General features: G+C 59.8%; 18 protein-coding genes. 7 read left to right on the forward strand and 11 right to left on the reverse strand.

What is annotated here, in order from left to right; genetic code table 11:
- Window positions 1–17 precede the first annotated feature (17 nt).
- The 6 genes from K290_RS0110345 to K290_RS0110370 form a co-directional block, all read right to left on the reverse strand.
- Entirely contained in the window at window positions 18–1118 is a 1101-nt protein-coding gene (locus tag K290_RS0110345; protein ID WP_028751856.1) for an ABC transporter ATP-binding protein, read from the reverse strand.
- 53 nt (window positions 1119–1171) lie between these two features.
- Window positions 1172–2056 (reverse strand): carbohydrate ABC transporter permease, encoded by an 885-nt coding sequence (locus K290_RS0110350; RefSeq protein ID WP_028751857.1) that lies wholly within the window; start codon window positions 2054–2056, stop codon window positions 1172–1174.
- Window position 2057: 1 nt separating this feature from the next.
- A complete protein-coding gene (locus K290_RS0110355) occupies window positions 2058–2960 on the reverse strand; it encodes a carbohydrate ABC transporter permease (RefSeq protein WP_028751858.1) in 903 nt (300 codons plus the stop codon).
- Window positions 2961–3032: 72 nt separating this feature from the next.
- Window positions 3033–4301, reverse strand: coding sequence for an ABC transporter substrate-binding protein (locus K290_RS0110360; RefSeq protein WP_028751859.1), 1269 nt, complete (start codon window positions 4299–4301; stop codon window positions 3033–3035).
- A 248-nt stretch (window positions 4302–4549) separates the two neighbouring features.
- Window positions 4550–5443, reverse strand: coding sequence for a sugar phosphate isomerase/epimerase family protein (locus K290_RS0110365; protein ID WP_028751860.1), 894 nt, complete (start codon window positions 5441–5443; stop codon window positions 4550–4552).
- 13 nt (window positions 5444–5456) lie between these two features.
- A complete protein-coding gene (locus K290_RS0110370; protein WP_028751861.1) occupies window positions 5457–6491 on the reverse strand; it encodes a Gfo/Idh/MocA family protein in 1035 nt (344 codons plus the stop codon).
- A 133-nt stretch (window positions 6492–6624) separates the two neighbouring features.
- On the opposite strand from K290_RS0110370, the gene K290_RS0110375 reads away from it, so the two are divergent.
- The 3 genes from K290_RS0110375 to K290_RS0110385 all read left to right on the forward strand — a co-directional run bounded on the left by K290_RS0110375 (window position 6625) and on the right by K290_RS0110385 (window position 8582).
- Entirely contained in the window at window positions 6625–7668 is a 1044-nt protein-coding gene (locus K290_RS0110375; protein ID WP_028751862.1) for a LacI family DNA-binding transcriptional regulator, read from the forward strand.
- Window positions 7669–7806: 138 nt separating this feature from the next.
- Entirely contained in the window at window positions 7807–8196 is a 390-nt protein-coding gene (locus tag K290_RS0110380) for a group II truncated hemoglobin (protein ID WP_028751863.1), read from the forward strand.
- A gap of 8 nt (window positions 8197–8204) precedes the next feature.
- On the forward strand, window positions 8205–8582 hold the full coding sequence (locus K290_RS0110385; protein WP_028751864.1) for a DUF423 domain-containing protein: 378 nt from the start codon (window positions 8205–8207) through the stop codon (window positions 8580–8582).
- 73 nt (window positions 8583–8655) lie between these two features.
- Here the strand turns inward: K290_RS0110385 and hmuQ are convergent, their stop codons facing one another.
- The 5 genes from hmuQ to K290_RS0110410 form a co-directional block, all read right to left on the reverse strand.
- Complete coding sequence (hmuQ, locus tag K290_RS0110390; protein WP_028751865.1) at window positions 8656–8970, reverse strand: heme-degrading protein HmuQ; 315 nt, start codon at window positions 8968–8970, stop codon at window positions 8656–8658.
- An 18-nt stretch (window positions 8971–8988) separates the two neighbouring features.
- Window positions 8989–9267: a hypothetical protein gene (locus tag K290_RS0110395; protein ID WP_028751866.1), complete on the reverse strand. Its 279-nt coding sequence runs from the start codon at window positions 9265–9267 to the stop codon at window positions 8989–8991.
- On the reverse strand, window positions 9264–9662 hold the full coding sequence (locus K290_RS0110400) for a DUF2325 domain-containing protein (protein WP_028751867.1): 399 nt from the start codon (window positions 9660–9662) through the stop codon (window positions 9264–9266). Before K290_RS0110400 ends, K290_RS0110395 begins: the two co-directional genes overlap by 4 nt.
- Window positions 9663–9778: 116 nt before the next feature.
- Window positions 9779–11074 (reverse strand): TonB family protein, encoded by a 1296-nt coding sequence (locus K290_RS33985; protein WP_081670262.1) that lies wholly within the window; start codon window positions 11072–11074, stop codon window positions 9779–9781.
- Between the two features lie 4 nt (window positions 11075–11078).
- Window positions 11079–11525 (reverse strand): hypothetical protein, encoded by a 447-nt coding sequence (locus K290_RS0110410; RefSeq protein ID WP_028751868.1) that lies wholly within the window; start codon window positions 11523–11525, stop codon window positions 11079–11081.
- Window positions 11526–11711: 186 nt separating this feature from the next.
- Here K290_RS0110410 and hemP point away from each other — a divergent pair, with 186 nt between their 5' ends.
- Genes hemP through K290_RS0110430 form a run of 4 tightly spaced genes read left to right on the forward strand, consistent with a single transcriptional unit; the run spans window position 11712 to window position 15019 of the window.
- Entirely contained in the window at window positions 11712–11885 is a 174-nt protein-coding gene (hemP, locus tag K290_RS0110415; RefSeq protein ID WP_028751869.1) for a hemin uptake protein HemP, read from the forward strand.
- A gap of 9 nt (window positions 11886–11894) precedes the next feature.
- Window positions 11895–12962: a hemin-degrading factor gene (locus tag K290_RS0110420; RefSeq protein WP_028751870.1), complete on the forward strand. Its 1068-nt coding sequence runs from the start codon at window positions 11895–11897 to the stop codon at window positions 12960–12962.
- Window positions 12963–12972: 10 nt separating this feature from the next.
- On the forward strand, window positions 12973–13905 hold the full coding sequence (locus K290_RS0110425) for a heme/hemin ABC transporter substrate-binding protein (protein WP_028751871.1): 933 nt from the start codon (window positions 12973–12975) through the stop codon (window positions 13903–13905).
- A gap of 19 nt (window positions 13906–13924) precedes the next feature.
- Window positions 13925–15019 carry a FecCD family ABC transporter permease gene (locus tag K290_RS0110430; RefSeq protein WP_425337586.1) on the forward strand — a complete coding sequence of 365 codons (1095 nt, stop codon included), beginning with the start codon at window positions 13925–13927 and terminating at the stop codon, window positions 15017–15019.
- Window positions 15020–15026: the final 7 nt, after the last annotated feature.

The raw sequence follows: 15026 nt of genomic DNA on the forward strand, positions 1-15026 counted from the left end.
GGCAATTGTCTTGGCTGTCAGTGCGCTCCCTCGATCGCGGAATGATGGGCCACATCGTTCTGGTCGAAGATCGTCAGCTTGGCACTGTTGACGGCAAAGGCGATCGGCGCCCCGGTGGCGATAGTGGTCATGCCCGGATCGGTCCCGATGATTTTCGAGCCGTCCTTCAGCCTGACATGGACGAGCGAACGGTCGCCCAATCTCTCCACCGTTTCGACAGTGCCGGCAATGTCGCCCTTCCCCGCCGTCGTGACCACCAGATATTCGGGCCGGATGCCGAGCGTCAGTTCAGACCGGGTGACGCCATTTAGCGGAACGGACGTCTTGATGACGGATCCATCCGGCAAGGTCGCCGTCGCAAAGCCGCCGATCTCCCCGACATCGGCTACATTGACGAAGTTCATGCCCGGAGAGCCGACGAACTGGGCAACATAGCGCGTTGCCGGACGCGTATAGATCTCCACCGGCGTGGCTACCTGTTCGATCTTCTTGTTGTTCAGCAATACGATCCGGTCGGCGAGCGTCATTGCCTCCACCTGGTCGTGGGTGACGAAGACCATCGTCGCGCCCAGTCGTTCATGCAATTGCGCGAGTTCGACACGCGTGCGGGTACGCAGGCCGGCATCGAGGTTGGACAGCGGCTCATCGAACAGGAAGACCTCGGGCTCGCGCACGATAGCGCGGCCGATGGCGACACGCTGGCGCTGGCCACCGGAAAGCTCGGACGGCTTGCGATCGAGAAGATGCGGCATTTCCAATATCTTGGCCGCTACATCGATGCGCTTGGCGATCTCGGCCTTCGGCGTCTTGATGTTCCTGAGGCCGAACGACATGTTGTCGCGGACCGTCATATGCGGATAAAGCGCATAGGACTGAAACACCATCGATACGCCGCGCTCCCCAGGCGGAAGCTGGTCGACGCGCTTGCCCCCGATCCAGATCTCGCCGCTCGTGATCGATTCCAGCCCGGCGATCATCCGTAGCAAGGTGGACTTGCCGCAACCGGAGCCGCCCAGGAACACGACAAACTCTCCGCGCTCAATCGTCAGGTCGATGTCGTTCAGAACCTGCACTGCACCGAAATGCTTGGTGAGGGATTTGATGTTGATACCTGCCACTTTTTCCTCCTCCAGGAGAATTGAACCTTGTCAGACCTGCCTTTTCCCTCGGTCTATTTGACAGCACCAACGGCTACGCCACGCGTCAACGTGCGTTGGAAAATCAGGAAGAAGATCACCGTCGGCGTGACGCCGAGCAGCGACGCCGCTGCAATCGCGGTCGGATCCTGCGTATTGGCGCCCGACAACACGCCCATGGCGACGGAGACCGTTTGATTGTTGTTGGAGACCAGGAACACCAAAGGGATCAGAAACTCGTTCCAGGTCCAGATGAAGAAGAAGGTTGCGAGCACGGCAAGCGTCGGCCGCAGCACCGGCACGATCACCTTCCAAAGGATTTGCCAACGGCTCGCATTGTCGAGCTGCGCCGCCTCGATGATCTCACGGGGGAACGTCGTCAGCACCGATGACAGAAGATAGGTGCCGAACGCGGTGTGCAAGACGCCGAAGATCAGGATTACGGCGAACATCGAGTCGAACAGACCGACTTGCTTCGCCATGTAGTAGAGCGGGTACACCAAAGCCTCCTGCGGGGCCATGATGGAAATCAGCAAGATCACCAGCAATGCCTTTCCACCCCGCACGCGGCCAATGCCGATGGCATAGGCATTGAGCAGGCTGAGGACCACGGCCAAGATGGCCGTGCATCCGCTGACGAGAATGCTGTTGATGAGCTTGCGGGTGAAATCGACAGTCGTCCAGAAGTTCTTGAGCGCCGTCAGGTCGAAACTATGCGGCAATGCAAGCGGACCGTTGGCCGCATAATCCGCCGGCGTCTTGATGGCATTCAAAGCCGCCAGCAGGAATGGAAAGAGCGTGGCGGCAAGAAGGACGAGTAGGATAGCCAGGACGATCCAGCGGGCAAAGCCCTTCTTCTGGCCATGGTGCACATGCATGTCCGATGTAACTTCGGTCGAAAGCGAAACCGTGGTCGTCATGTCAGCGCCCTCCCTCTTGCTTCGACTGCATGCGTAGGAAAACGATGCCGAGCACGATCGTCATCACGGTCTGCAAGGTCGCAATCGCCGCTGCGTAACCGACGCGGTTTGTCGTGAAGAAATGATAGTAGGATAGATAGGACGGCACCGTGGTCGCATTGTCGGGGCCACCCGACGTCAGAACGTAGATCGGCGCGAAGACCTTGAGTGCCGCGATCAGCGTCGTAAGGGCGACGACAAAAATCTCGGGCATGAGCATGGGGATTGTGATGTAGCGGAAACGTCCGAACCAGCTCGCATTGTCGAGTTCGGCAGCCTCATAGAGCGAAGGATCGACGCGCGCCAATCCGGACATGAACACGACAAGGCAATAGCCGACCTGTACCCAGACGATAACGGCTGAAACGGCCCAGAGCGCAAAGCTTGCGTCCCCCAGCCAGTTCTTCGCCAGGAAATCGAGGCCAATCCCTTTCAGCACCGCATTGATGATGCCGACCGGGTTGAGGATCCAGGCCCAAAGAACGCCGGCGGCCGTCAACGGCAAAATCTGTGGCAGATAGAAGCCGGCGCGAAAGAAACTCGACCACGTTTCGCTGAACTGCGCGCTGATATAGTCGAACAAAACCGCCGCCAGAACCAGCCCAAGCAGAATGGGCACGATCGTCATCGAAATGATGAACAGAACCGTGTGCTGGATCGAACTCCAGAACACCGTATCGGCGAGCAGCCTTTGGTAGTTCTCAAGTCCGACATAGCGCGGTGCAATGTTTCCGCCTTTCCAGGTGGTAAAGCTGATCACGAAGTTGGCGATCAACGGAACGAGCACCACCAGGGTAAATCCCAGCATGCCTGGGATTATATAAAGATAGTACCCTGCTCTCCCGGCGTTCTGGGACTTGTCCATCGAGTTCCTCCAGTCCGATACGGCGAGGCGGCATTGAAGCCGTCCCGCCGCCATGAATTGTTGCCGATGGTTTTATTGAGCCGCCTGCACATCGTCATAGGCCTTCTTCAGGCGCGCGACGAATTGGTCGGGCGTCGTCGAGCCGTTCACCAGACCGGTGGTCGCCTGGATGAGAAGCTCGTAGTAGCCCGGTACCGGCCAGTCCGGATAGAGGCCAAGACCGCCCTTGCCGGAAATCTGGCTGAAGAGCTCGACATTGCGCTTGCCGACCTCGTCGGTGATCACGGCCGGATCAGCGGCGATGGCGACGCCGCCGAGATTGGCGTCCAGATTCTGGTTCTCCTTGCCTAGCACCAGATCGATGAATTCGTAGGCGAGATCCTTGTTCTTGGAGCTCTTCGGCACCATGAACAGGTTGCCGGTCGAACCGGTGCTGTATTTCGGTGTCGGGAAGACGAACTGACTCCACTTGAAGTTCTTGATATTGGTCGCGAAATTGCCATTGTTCCAGGTACCGCTGACAAACATTGGCGATTTGCCGGAGGAGAACAGGTTGTCGGCACCGCCCGTGCCCTTGAGGCCGGTCGAATCCTTGGAGATATAGCCCTTGCTCACCCAGTCGACGATCTTCTGTGCGGCGAACAGGAAGGGTTTGGTGTCGAGCGGTGCCTTGAGGCCCTGATAGTTCTTGACCCAAGTGTCGTCGGCTTGCGTCAGGGCCAGCGTATAAAGCAGGTGCTGCGCGTTGGAATCCACCGTGCCATAGGCAAGCGGCGTAATGCCCTTCTTCTTGAAGGTGTCGAGAGCGGCTTCGAATTCCTCCAGCGTGGTCGGCACTTTCACGCCGTTGGCCTGGAACATATCGATATTATAGAAGACCGAGACGAACTCGGCATAGGTCGGAACACCGATCATCGGGCCTGAACCGTAAATGCCGTTGGCATCATATTTGCTGAGCTGGGTGTTGGTTTCGTTGAGGATCTTGTCCCAGCCGCGCGACTTGAATTGGTCGTCAAGTGGCGTCAGCAGGCCTTGAGACGCGACGAGACCGGCCGTGGCATTGCCCTTGTTGTATTCGAGAAGGTCCGGAGCCTGATCCGAATTGAGGATAAGACTGCCTGCCTTCTGCAATTGCTCGAAGGTCTTCTGTTCGAAATTGATGGTGATATCCGGATGCTTGGCCTTGAGCGTTTCAAGAGCCTTGGTCCAGGCCTTGGCCTGAGGCGTGTCCGGCAACTCGAACCACCAGACGTTAAATGTCTTGCTCTGGGCTTGCGCCACACCGGCAGCCAACAGGAGCGACATGCCGGCCGAGATCGCCAGCTTCGAAAACATGTTCATATATTCTCCTCCACTTTGCGAACCGTGACGGTACCCGCCCGACGGCATGGCTCGCGATGCCGATCGGCGTTTTCCTTTTGGCTTTATGTCTGTCCGCCACCTGAGCCCGGCAAACAGTCCTTCGACCTCGCAACGCTCCTCCGTTTCGACGCCCGGGCTAGGCTGGAGCGTTATAGAGAGCCGCTCCAGCTTCCCGAATTAGCGCACGACTCCTCCCCTAAATCGATCCGGATTTAGGCGACTGCGCGCTATTCGACGAATTCGCCGCCGCGACTCTTCTTGAGATAGTTCAGGCCATGGATCTGGCCAGTCATTTCCAGCTCATTGCGATAGACCGGGTCATGCCAGCCTTCGATGTCGATCGAACCGGACCAGCCGGCGAGACGCAATTCGGAGATGATATCAGTCCAATTGCTGTCGCCAAAACCCGGCGTCCGCATGAAGACGAACTTCTCTTTGCCGAAAATGCCGTGTTCCCTGATGACGTCCCAGCGGATGGTCGCATCCTTGCCATGGACGTGGAAAATCTTTTTCGCCCATTTGCGGATCTGCGGCAGCGGCTCGATCAGATAGACCATCTGGTGGCATGGCTCCCATTCCAGGCCGAGATTGTCGTCCGGGGTCTCGTTGAACATCAGCTCCCAGGCATCGGGGTTATGCGCGATGTTCCAGTCACCGGTCGCCCAATTGCCATCCATGGCGCAATTCTCGAAAGCGATCTTGACACCCCGGTCGGCGGCGCGCTTGGCAAGCTCGCTCCACACCTGTTTGTAGCGAGGCAAGCTGTCGGTCAGCGGCTTGTTACGGATGCGGCCGGTGAAGCCCGCGACGCAGGTCGCACCGAAATGATGAGCGTTGTCGATACAATCCCTCCAGCCCTGCAGCGTCTGCTGGTCGAGATCGGTGCCTTCGAGCGGATTGCCGAACATGCCAAGGGTCGAGATCGTGATATCGCGGTCGCCGATGGCATCAAGGCAGCGCTTGCCGAGTTCCGCCAGATTCTGGCCATTGGTCGTCTGCCAGAAGAAGGGCTCGAAGCTCTCGAAGCCAAGATCGGCGATCTTGGCAATGCCTGCGGCGGCATCTTCGTTGGTCGCCCTGATCATCGTGCCGATACGGATGGCCTTTGCCGGATTTGTCATGATCTCACTGTCCTTATGCTGAAATGTCGATACGTCGGCCCGATTTGGCGCTTTCGATCGCGCCGAGGACCATGGCGAGGCTGTGGATGTTGTCGCGGCTTTCGGTTTCCGGCCGCTTGCCTGTCTTCACCGCCTCGATGAACGACGCGATGACGCTGGCATGCCCATGCGTCTCCTCATCATGCTCGGGACCCGGAACTTCGATCGGAGTGAAGCCGTGCAGCAGGCCGGGCTCATGGCCGGCAACGGAAGCTTCGAAATGCTCTTCGCCGTCCCAGGTGAGCATGCCCTTGCTGCCGGTGAGCCGCCATTGGCTCTCCCAGCTCGTGCGCTTGCCTTCGGCACACCAGGAGCCACGATAGCTGAAGACGACGTCGTCGGAAAATTCGAACAATGCGTGCGCCGATGCGCCGTGCTTGTACCAGGAGCCCGCGGGATTTTTCTCCACACAATAGACGGCAAGCGGCGTCTTACCGGCAACGAAACGGGCGGCATCGAACGTATGAATCGCCATGTCGAGGAGAAGCACGTTGTCCATCTCCTCACGGAAACCGCCGAAATGCGGGGCCAGGAAGAAATCGCAATGGATGCCGGTGAGCTCGCCGATCGCCCCCTCCTCGACGAAACGGCGCATGCGGCGCACGCCGGAGATGAAGCGGCGGTTCTGGATGATGGCATGAACCTTGCCGGTTTCGGCCGCGAAGTCGATAAGAGCGGCACCCTCGGCGAGCGAGGTTGCCATCGGCTTTTCGCTCAGGACATGGCAGCCAGCCTTCAGCGCGGTCGATACGACGCCGAAACGGGCAGCCGGAATGACAACGTCGAACACCAGATCAGCCTTTGTCGCGGCAATGACCTCGGCCAGATCCGAGCCGATGACGGCATTTTCGAGAGAGAACTCTTTCGCAAGGCTTTCAGCGGTGGCTCGATTGAGATCGACCAAGCCGACGATTTGAATGGATCCGGCAAGCGCCGGCGTCGAGGCGATGGCCCTGAGCCAGCCCTTGGACATAGCTCCGCACCCGCACAGAATGGCGTTAAATTTCACGATTTCCTCCAGCGAACGGCGCCAAACTCCTCGTGACACCCGTCCCGTAAACGTTTACGATCCTAGGCGAAAAGAATTTACTGTGTCAATAGAGGGAGACCGGAAATTGCCGCAGGAAGGAAAATCGCAGTCTATGAAGGGAATCCGTCAGCTTGCCGAACATCTCGATATTTCGATCGGCACGGTGTCGCGGGCGCTGAACGGCAAGCCGGATGTCAACGAAGAGACCCGCAAGCGCGTGCTCGCCGCAGCAGAACAGCTTGGCTATGTGGCGAACCAATCAGGCCGCAGCCTGCGGCAAGGTACGACGAACGTCATTGGGCTGATGATCCAATCCAGCAGGGAAACCGTTGAAAACAGCGACAATTTTTTCCTGACCGTCACGGGCGGGCTGCAGAGCGTATTGTTGCGCCACAAGCTCGATCTGATCATGTTGCCCTGCCCGCATGACGAAGACCCCTATGAATATCTGAAGCGCATGGTCGCGAGGCGCATCGTCGATGCGCTCATCATTTCGGAGACGCATCGCGTCGACAAGCGTTTCGACTTGCTCGCAAAGGCGAAAATCCCTTTCGTCGCCCTTGGGCGCAGCCTTTCGGGCACGCAGCATCCATGGGCCGACCTCGATTTCGACGGCGTTGCCAACAGCGCAGTCGATCGGCTCGTGGCGCATGGACATCGCCGCATCGCCATCAGCGCCCCCTCCAGCGACATCAATCTCGGCTTTATTTTCGTGGAGGGCTATCGGCGCGCGCTGGAGCGACATGGTATTGCCTATGACCCCGCACTAGTCCTTCGCGCCAAATCGAGCGAACAGGGCGGTTACCAGGTTGGCGACGAACTGTTGAAGCTGCAAGATAGGCCGACCGCCGTGATCCTGATCTACGAATTGATGGCGATCGGCCTCTATCGCCGCCTCATGGAAGCCGGCATCGTTCCAGGACGCAACATTGCCGTCGTCAGCTTCCGCGAGGCGCCGCGCGCCAAATTCCTGCAGCCGGCGCTGACCTGCTTTCGCACCTCGGTGCACGATCTCGGCGTCGAGCTCGCTGAAATCCTGCTCTCCAGCATGCCCGCTTACAGCCAGGAATACCCTAGGAATACGCGCCAGACGATCTGGCCGCTCGAGCTCATCCCCGGCGAAAGCGACAGTTTCCAACTGATGGCGGCGGAATAGCGCACGATCTTCGAAATATCGAGCAGCTTTTGGCTGAGATCACGCGACGGCAGCGCCGAAACGCCGCATGCAGTATGTCGGCAGTTGCGGCCAGCCTCGTGAGTTGCCATGTAGAGCCCAGCGAGTGGGGGCCGGCATTTGAGCGAAGAGACCATCACACTTTACCAGGCAATCGGCGGCGATCAGACCGTGCGGGCGCTGACAGCGCGTTTCTATGAGCTGATGGATACGTTACCGGAGGCAGCGAACTGCCGCGCCGTGCATCCGCCAAGCCTCGAAGGCTCCAGCGAGAAACTCTACGAATATCTGACCGGTTATCTCGGCGGACCGCAGCTCTATGTCGAAAAACGCGGCCATCCGCGCCTGCGCAGCCGCCATTTCATCGCCGCTATCGGTCCAAAGGAGCGCGACGAATGGCTACTCTGCTTCCGCCGCGCCATGGACGAAACCATCGAGAACGAAAAACTTCGGACCATCATCTGGGAGCCGATCGAGCGTCTCGCCTTTCACATGCAGAACCGGGAATGACAAAAAGCATGAGCTTCAGCGCCACAATCCGTCCACTCACCCTGTTTGTCGCCGGCACTCTCGGCGGCGCCGGTGTCGCGCTCGCCGCCGCAGCGTCCCATGGCGGCGATGCGCATTTTCTCGGCTCTGCTTCGACTATGTGCCTGGCGCATGCCCCTGCCCTGCTCGCCCTCTACGCCGGCTATGACCGCATCCGCACGGCCCCGGTGGCAGCGGTGCTGCTTGGGTTGGGAACCCTAGTTTTTGCCGGCGATCTCGTCGGCCGCCATTTCGGCGGCAATTCGCTTTTCCCGCTGGCAGCACCGACGGGAGGGCTCGGCATGATAGCCGGATGGGCGGTGGTGGCTCTGGGAGCATTCTTTAAGAAGCGTACGATGGAAGTTTGATAGAGCGGCAAACACGGAATCCTATCTCGCCCTCCTGAGCTTGTCGAAGGGGCGGGATAGGCAGCATCTGCCGTCAAACCCCGGCAACCACATTGAATCCCTCGAAGCGAGGCGGCCCCCAATAGAGGGCCTTGTTTTCTCCGGCATTGCGGTGCGCCATGCGGAAATTCTCGGATTTCGTCCAGTTGAGGAAATCCTCTTCACTGCGCCAGATCGTATGCGAGGAAAACAGCGTAAAGCCCTCTTCCACATTCGTCTCGCCCCGCAGCAGCCGGAATTCTACGAAACCTGGAACCTCTTCCAACCGCGAATCGCGGCCTTTCCAGACAGTCTCGAAAGCGCTCTCCGAACCAATGATGACCTTGAAGCGGTTCATCGCGATGTACATGGCTGGATCTCCCGGCGGTCAAACCTTCTTGCGGCGCTCGGCAGTCTTGCCCGGCTGCGGCGCAAAGGCAATGACATTCGTGCCGTCGCGCGCGGAAATGCCGAGCGGGATATCCGGCGCTTCACCGGGAAGGCGCGCCTCCCAAAAGGGAAAAGCCGTCACGTTTGGAGCCTGTCGCTGCTCTTCCGCGCGACGCATCAGCAAACCGTAGAGTTCCGGCACCAAGCCGTCGCCATTCTGCGAGGCCAGCTTGTGCAGGCCGATCATCATGAACCCGTCAGGGCCTTTGTCAGTCATCGGGAATTGTCTCGTTCGTTCATGGTCTGCAGCGCTCGCTCAAGGCTCGACTTGCTGCCATTGCGCAAAGGAATGAATGTCTTGCCGAATTTCTTGCAGCCGGTCTTCACCCGCAGGCAAGCATCGTGGCTGATACAGTCGATCGGGCAGAAAACGCAGTCGACGGAAGGCAGCACGGTGTCGATGCGCGACACTGCCTCGCGCAAGCCGCCGTCGTGATGGATCAGCTCGGCGCCGAAGTTGCTGGCGATCTGACGAAGATGCGCCACCTGGCAATCCCGGCCGCCGACATAAAGGAAGCTGCGTCCGTCGAGACTGGATCTTGCCGATACCTGCGCCGGCGTTTGCGCCTCGCGGTTATCGCGGCCAAAATCCTTTTTCCCCTTACGCGCCATGCATCACCCGTTTGCTGGTTGCTCTTTTGCGCTCGATTCCATCGAGCGCGAGACGACCATATTAAAGTTGACTTTTCTAGTAAAGAATAAAGTTGAGTATTGCGGTCATATTTTATTCAATTTGTCGCCCTGTCACCTGAACCTCCTGTGTGAAGGACCAACTGGGCTTGCCCCATTCCGGGCGGCAGCGGCGGAAACGGCGCAGCGCGGCGAACACCGTCCGTGACGGCATCATCCAGTTCAGGAATGCCGGAACTCCGCGCAACGGAAAGCGAATTGAGTTCACCGCCCGCACCGATCGTCAGACGTACCCGAACCGTTATGCCCTTTTCGTATTTCGAGGACAGGCGGACGGCGCGGCGGATGCGGGACTGCACTTTGCCGGGATAGTTGGCAACTGCCGCACTGCCCGAACCGCTGCGCTGGCCGTCGGCCTGCGAATTCGCGTTCGACTGTGCCGTTTCCGTCCCTTCGGCAGCGCCCTTCTTCGAATCCTGCTCGCTCTCACCACCGGAGCCGGCCTTCTTCGCCACCTTCGGCGGCTGCTTCTTGACGACATCCTTTGGCTTTTCGACCGGTTTGGCTGGCTGGACCGGTTTTTCCACCGGGGTCACGACTTCGGTAGGCGGCAGGGCGGCTCGCGCGGTTTCCGTCGGCGGCACTTCAACGGGCTCCGTCTCGGCGGGCCGGACTTCGGCAGGCTCGGCATCCGTCGGTTGCGCCATTGCCGTCATCGGCTGAACCACTGTCGTCTCGGCCGGTGCCTCTGTCGCCAGCACCTCCGGCTCCCGGCTGATAACGGTTTCCGGGGACACCTGTTGCAGCGGTTGCGACGGCTGAGCTGCCTCCATGATCTCTGGCATCGGCTGAACAGCTTCCGTTTCTGCGGGCTTTACATCGGCTGGCTGCACCGTCTCCGGCTGCACGGCATCTGCCGTTATCTCTTCGGGCTGCGGGTCCTTGCTTTCCTCGCCTGCCGACATCTGGTCCATATCGGAGCTGCCAAGCACGATGACGCTGACGGTATCGCCCGCCGCTTCCACGGCATCTTCGGGCACTGCCGCCATCGTCACCAACAAGGCGGCGACAATGGCGGCGTGAAAGAGGAAGGAGCCAAGGCAGGCGAAGGTGACTGTTTTCTTGCCCGTCGAAAGGGCGCGATTCGGCCTCTCCGCCGTCAGATCCATAGTGGGCGGCTCCAACGCATCCGCCACAGGCTCACTCGGATGAGCGGGAACGGAGCCAATCTGGGTAAAGCGGCTGTAATGAACAACCGCCTCGGCGGCCGGCGGCCTCGGCAGGCCATCTAGGCCGGTCAGCTCGTGCCCCGGAAGAACGCTCGGATGATTATCATTCATGTCACCGCCGGGGCGGCGACGCTCGATGGAAATCTTGGCCGAGCGGGAGGCCATGATCTCAGCCTTCGAAGGGAACGGAAAGCTGCGAACGTGTCGTGAGCGCGGCTTTGCATTCGCCCGCCGCCGGGCCATCGCACACCGGCGTATCATTGATGATGATGCGGCTGACGCTCTCGCACTTCACTCCGGGCATATCGAACTGCCGCACGCGCTTCTTGCCGACCGGCAGGTCGCGAAAATCAAGGACGGTCACACGGTCGACCGCGTTCTTGTCGTTGAAGAAGGCGAGCTCAAAGGAGATCTTGCCGATCGGCGTCGCCAGATCGTTTTCCGCGACGAAGGTCATCACGCAGCCCTTCTGAGACGGCACGAGCGCGTTCAGTTCGACATTGAGCTTCGGCGCATTCGTCGAAGCCGCAGTCGCATCCTGGGCGAAGGCCGGGAGGCAGGAGGCAATGGTGAACAGCCCGCCAGCGGCCACCGCCAAAATCGTCTTCGTCGGCATCGGCAATCTCTCCTGAATATTTGCTGGCGAGCGCGGATCAATGCCGTGCGTGCATCGCCCGAAATTAAAACTTGACTCTTAAAGTCTTCTATTGCGTCTTTAGGAAACCTTGAGTATGCGAGTCAAGATAAATCTGGCCGGAACAAGCTCCGGCTTCCTATGAATTTTCAGGCAAAACCAAGCAGGATGATTGCTGAGAAAACACCAATACGGCCGGTGCCGCCGACTGCCGCACCGCACATTAGAATTGTCGAGAGCACGGATATTTTTCGTGGCCAGACTGAAATCATGATCAGGCACGAGGGCATCATCTACCGGATGAAAATCACGCGCCAAGGCAAACTCATTCTCAACAAATAGGCATTGCAGATGACTGAGACGACCAGAGAAACGACCCGATTGGCCCCAGCCGATATTCGCGCCTTTCGCGCTGAAAATTCGAAAATGCGCGAGCGCGATATCGCGGCTCGCTTGGGTGTTTCCGAAGCGGCCCTTGTCGCCGCTGAAGTCGGCATTTCCGCTACCCGCATCGACGCCGATGCCCACCGGTTCCTTGCCCACATTGCCTCCCTCGGCGAAGTCCTGGCGCTGTCGCGCAACGAAAGCGCCGTGCACGAAAAGATCGGGGCCTACGAAAACATCAAATCAGGCGCGCAGGCGGCCATCGTGCTTGGCGAAAACATCGATCTGCGCATCTTCCCGAAACGCTGGGCCCATGCCTTCGCCGTCACCAAGACCGATGGCGACCAGCAGCGGCTCAGCCTGCAGTTCTTCAATAGGGCCGGCGACGCCGTTCATAAGGTGCATCTGCGCCCCGCCTCGAATGTCGAGGCTTATCACGCCATGGTCGCCGAACTCCGGCTCGAAGACCAGTCGCAGGATTTTGTCGAGGATCGCTCCGGCTACGACAATGGCGAGATCGACGGCGATGTCAGCCGGGACGAGCTGCGCGACCACTGGAGCCGCATGACGGACACGCATGAATTCTTCGGCATGCTGAAAAAGCTGAAGATCGGCCGCCAGGCGGCGATCCGCACGGTTGGTGACGATTATGCCTGGAAACTGGAAACGAACGCGGTCGCCGAAATGATGCATGCCTCCGTTCGCGAAGGTCTGCCGATCATGTGCTTCGTCGCCAATGACGGAATTGTGCAGATCCATTCAGGGCCGATCTTCAACGTGAAGGCCATGGGTCCTTGGATCAACATCATGGACCCCACCTTCCATCTGCATCTGCGCCAAGATCATATCGCCGAGGCCTGGGCCGTGCGTAAGCCGACGAAAGACGGTCACGTCACCTCGCTCGAAGCCTATAACGCCAAAGGTGAGCTGATCATCCAGTTCTTCGGCAAGCGGAAGGAAGGTTTCGACGAGCGTCCGGACTGGCGCGCCATCATCGAAAATCTCCCGAAGGCCAACGCCAGCGTTGCCGCGTAAGGATCGAGACATGACGATGCTGAAGAATCTCAAGCGCATCAAGCCGTGGGAAATCGCGCTGACGGCGCTGGTGATGACACTGCCGCTTGTTCCCGTGAGTCCGGTCAAGGGCGGCTATGGTCTGGTCGAGCGCGCTCATGCCGCGGAAGCGCCGCAAATCGATACATCCCGCCTCGTTTCGGTCGGCGGCGATGTCACCGAAATCATCTACGCGCTCGGCGAGGAAAGCAGGCTAATCGCCCGCGACTCGACCAGCACATATCCGGAGGCGACAGCCAAGTTGCCCGATGTCGGTTATATGCGGGCACTGTCGCCGGAGGGCATCCTCGCCGTCAATCCGACCGCCATCATCGCGGTGGACGGTTCCGGTCCGCCGGAGGCCTTGGCGGTGCTGCGCAATGCCAGCATACCCTTCGAAACCGTGCCGCAGAGCTATGACCGTGACGGCATCCTGAAGAAGATCGACGTCGTCGGCTCGCTGCTCGGCGTACCCGACAAGGCAAAGGCGCTGGAAAACAAGATTGCCGCTGATCTCGACGCGGCAATTGCAAACTCCGAGAAGCGCCCGCAGGCCGAACGCAAACGCGTGCTTTTCATCCTCAGCAAGCAAAACGGCAAGATTCTCGCCTCCGGCAGGAATACCGCCGCCGAGGGCATCATCAAGCTTGCCGGCGCCATCAATGCCGTCGACAGTTTCTCAGGCTATAAGCCGATGACCGACGAAGCGATCATTGAGGCAAAGCCCGACGTGATCCTGATCATGGACCGCGAAGGTCCGCTGTCGATGAAAGATGACGATCTCTTGAAGCAGCCGGCAATTTCGCTGACGCCCGCCGCCAGCCACAAGGCGATCGTCCGCATGGACGGGCTGCATCTGCTCGGCTTCGGGCCACGCACCGCTGCCGCCGTGCGCGAGCTGAATGCCGCGATCTACGGGGGCTGAGGTGGCGCTCAACGAGGTCATGCCAGGGCTGAAGCGCATGTCGCACCGAAGGGACCGTCGCCATCGCGAGGGCGACCGCACTGCGCTCTCGCTCTTCGTGTTGACCGGCCTCGTCATCGCCGCCCTTCTTGCTTTCGGCTTTTCAATCATGACAGGCGCATCCGATGCCTCGATCGTCGACGTCATCGGCAGCATGGTGAGCGGCAGCGCCGACAACACGCTCAGCAGCCGCGACCGCATCATCATCTTCGACATCCGCCTGCCCCGCGCCATTCTCGGATTCCTGATCGGCGGCGGGCTTGCGGTCTCCGGCGCGGTCATGCAGGGCCTGTTCCGCAATCCACTAGCCGATCCCGGCCTGATCGGCATTTCGGCAGGCTCCAGCCTCGGCGCAGTGGGAATGATCGTCCTCGGCGGCGGCATCCTCGCGCCGGTCGCACATATCTTCGGCATCTTCTCCCTGCCGATCTCAGCCTTCGGCGGCGGCCTCGTCACGACCATACTTCTCTATAGGGTGGCGACGCGACAAGGACTGACATCCATAGCAACCATGCTGCTCGCCGGTATTGCGCTCGGCGCCTTGGCGCTGGCTGCGACCGGCTTGCTGATCTACATGGCCGATGACCGGCAACTGCGTGATCTCACCTTCTGGAGCATGGGATCGCTTGCCGGCGCCACCTGGACCAAGATCGCCGCCACCGGACCAATCATCATTCTCTCCATGCTGCCTCTGCCCTTCATGGCGCGCGGTCTCAATGCGCTGACACTCGGCGAAGCAGCGGCTTTCCATATGGGCGTTGCTGTGCAGCGGCTGAAGAATATTGCCATCGTCAGCGTTGCGGCCGCAGTCGGCGCCTCCGTCGCGGTCAGCGGCGGGATCGGCTTCGTCGGCATCATCGTGCCGCATATCCTGCGCATGGCCATCGGCCCGGACCACCGCTTCCTGCTGCCGGCTTCCGCCCTTCTCGGCGGCTCTCTGCTCATCATCGCCGACGTGCTGGCCCGCACCATCGTCTCGCCGGCCGAACTGCCGATCGGCATCATTACCGCCGGTGTTGGCGGGCCTTTCTTCCTGTGGATGCTGCTTCGGCAGCGCTCGCGCCTCAGCCTGTGAGTTTTCG

The organism is Rhizobium leucaenae USDA 9039 (assembly GCF_000426285.1).
Taxonomy (GTDB): domain Bacteria; phylum Pseudomonadota; class Alphaproteobacteria; order Rhizobiales; family Rhizobiaceae; genus Rhizobium; species Rhizobium leucaenae.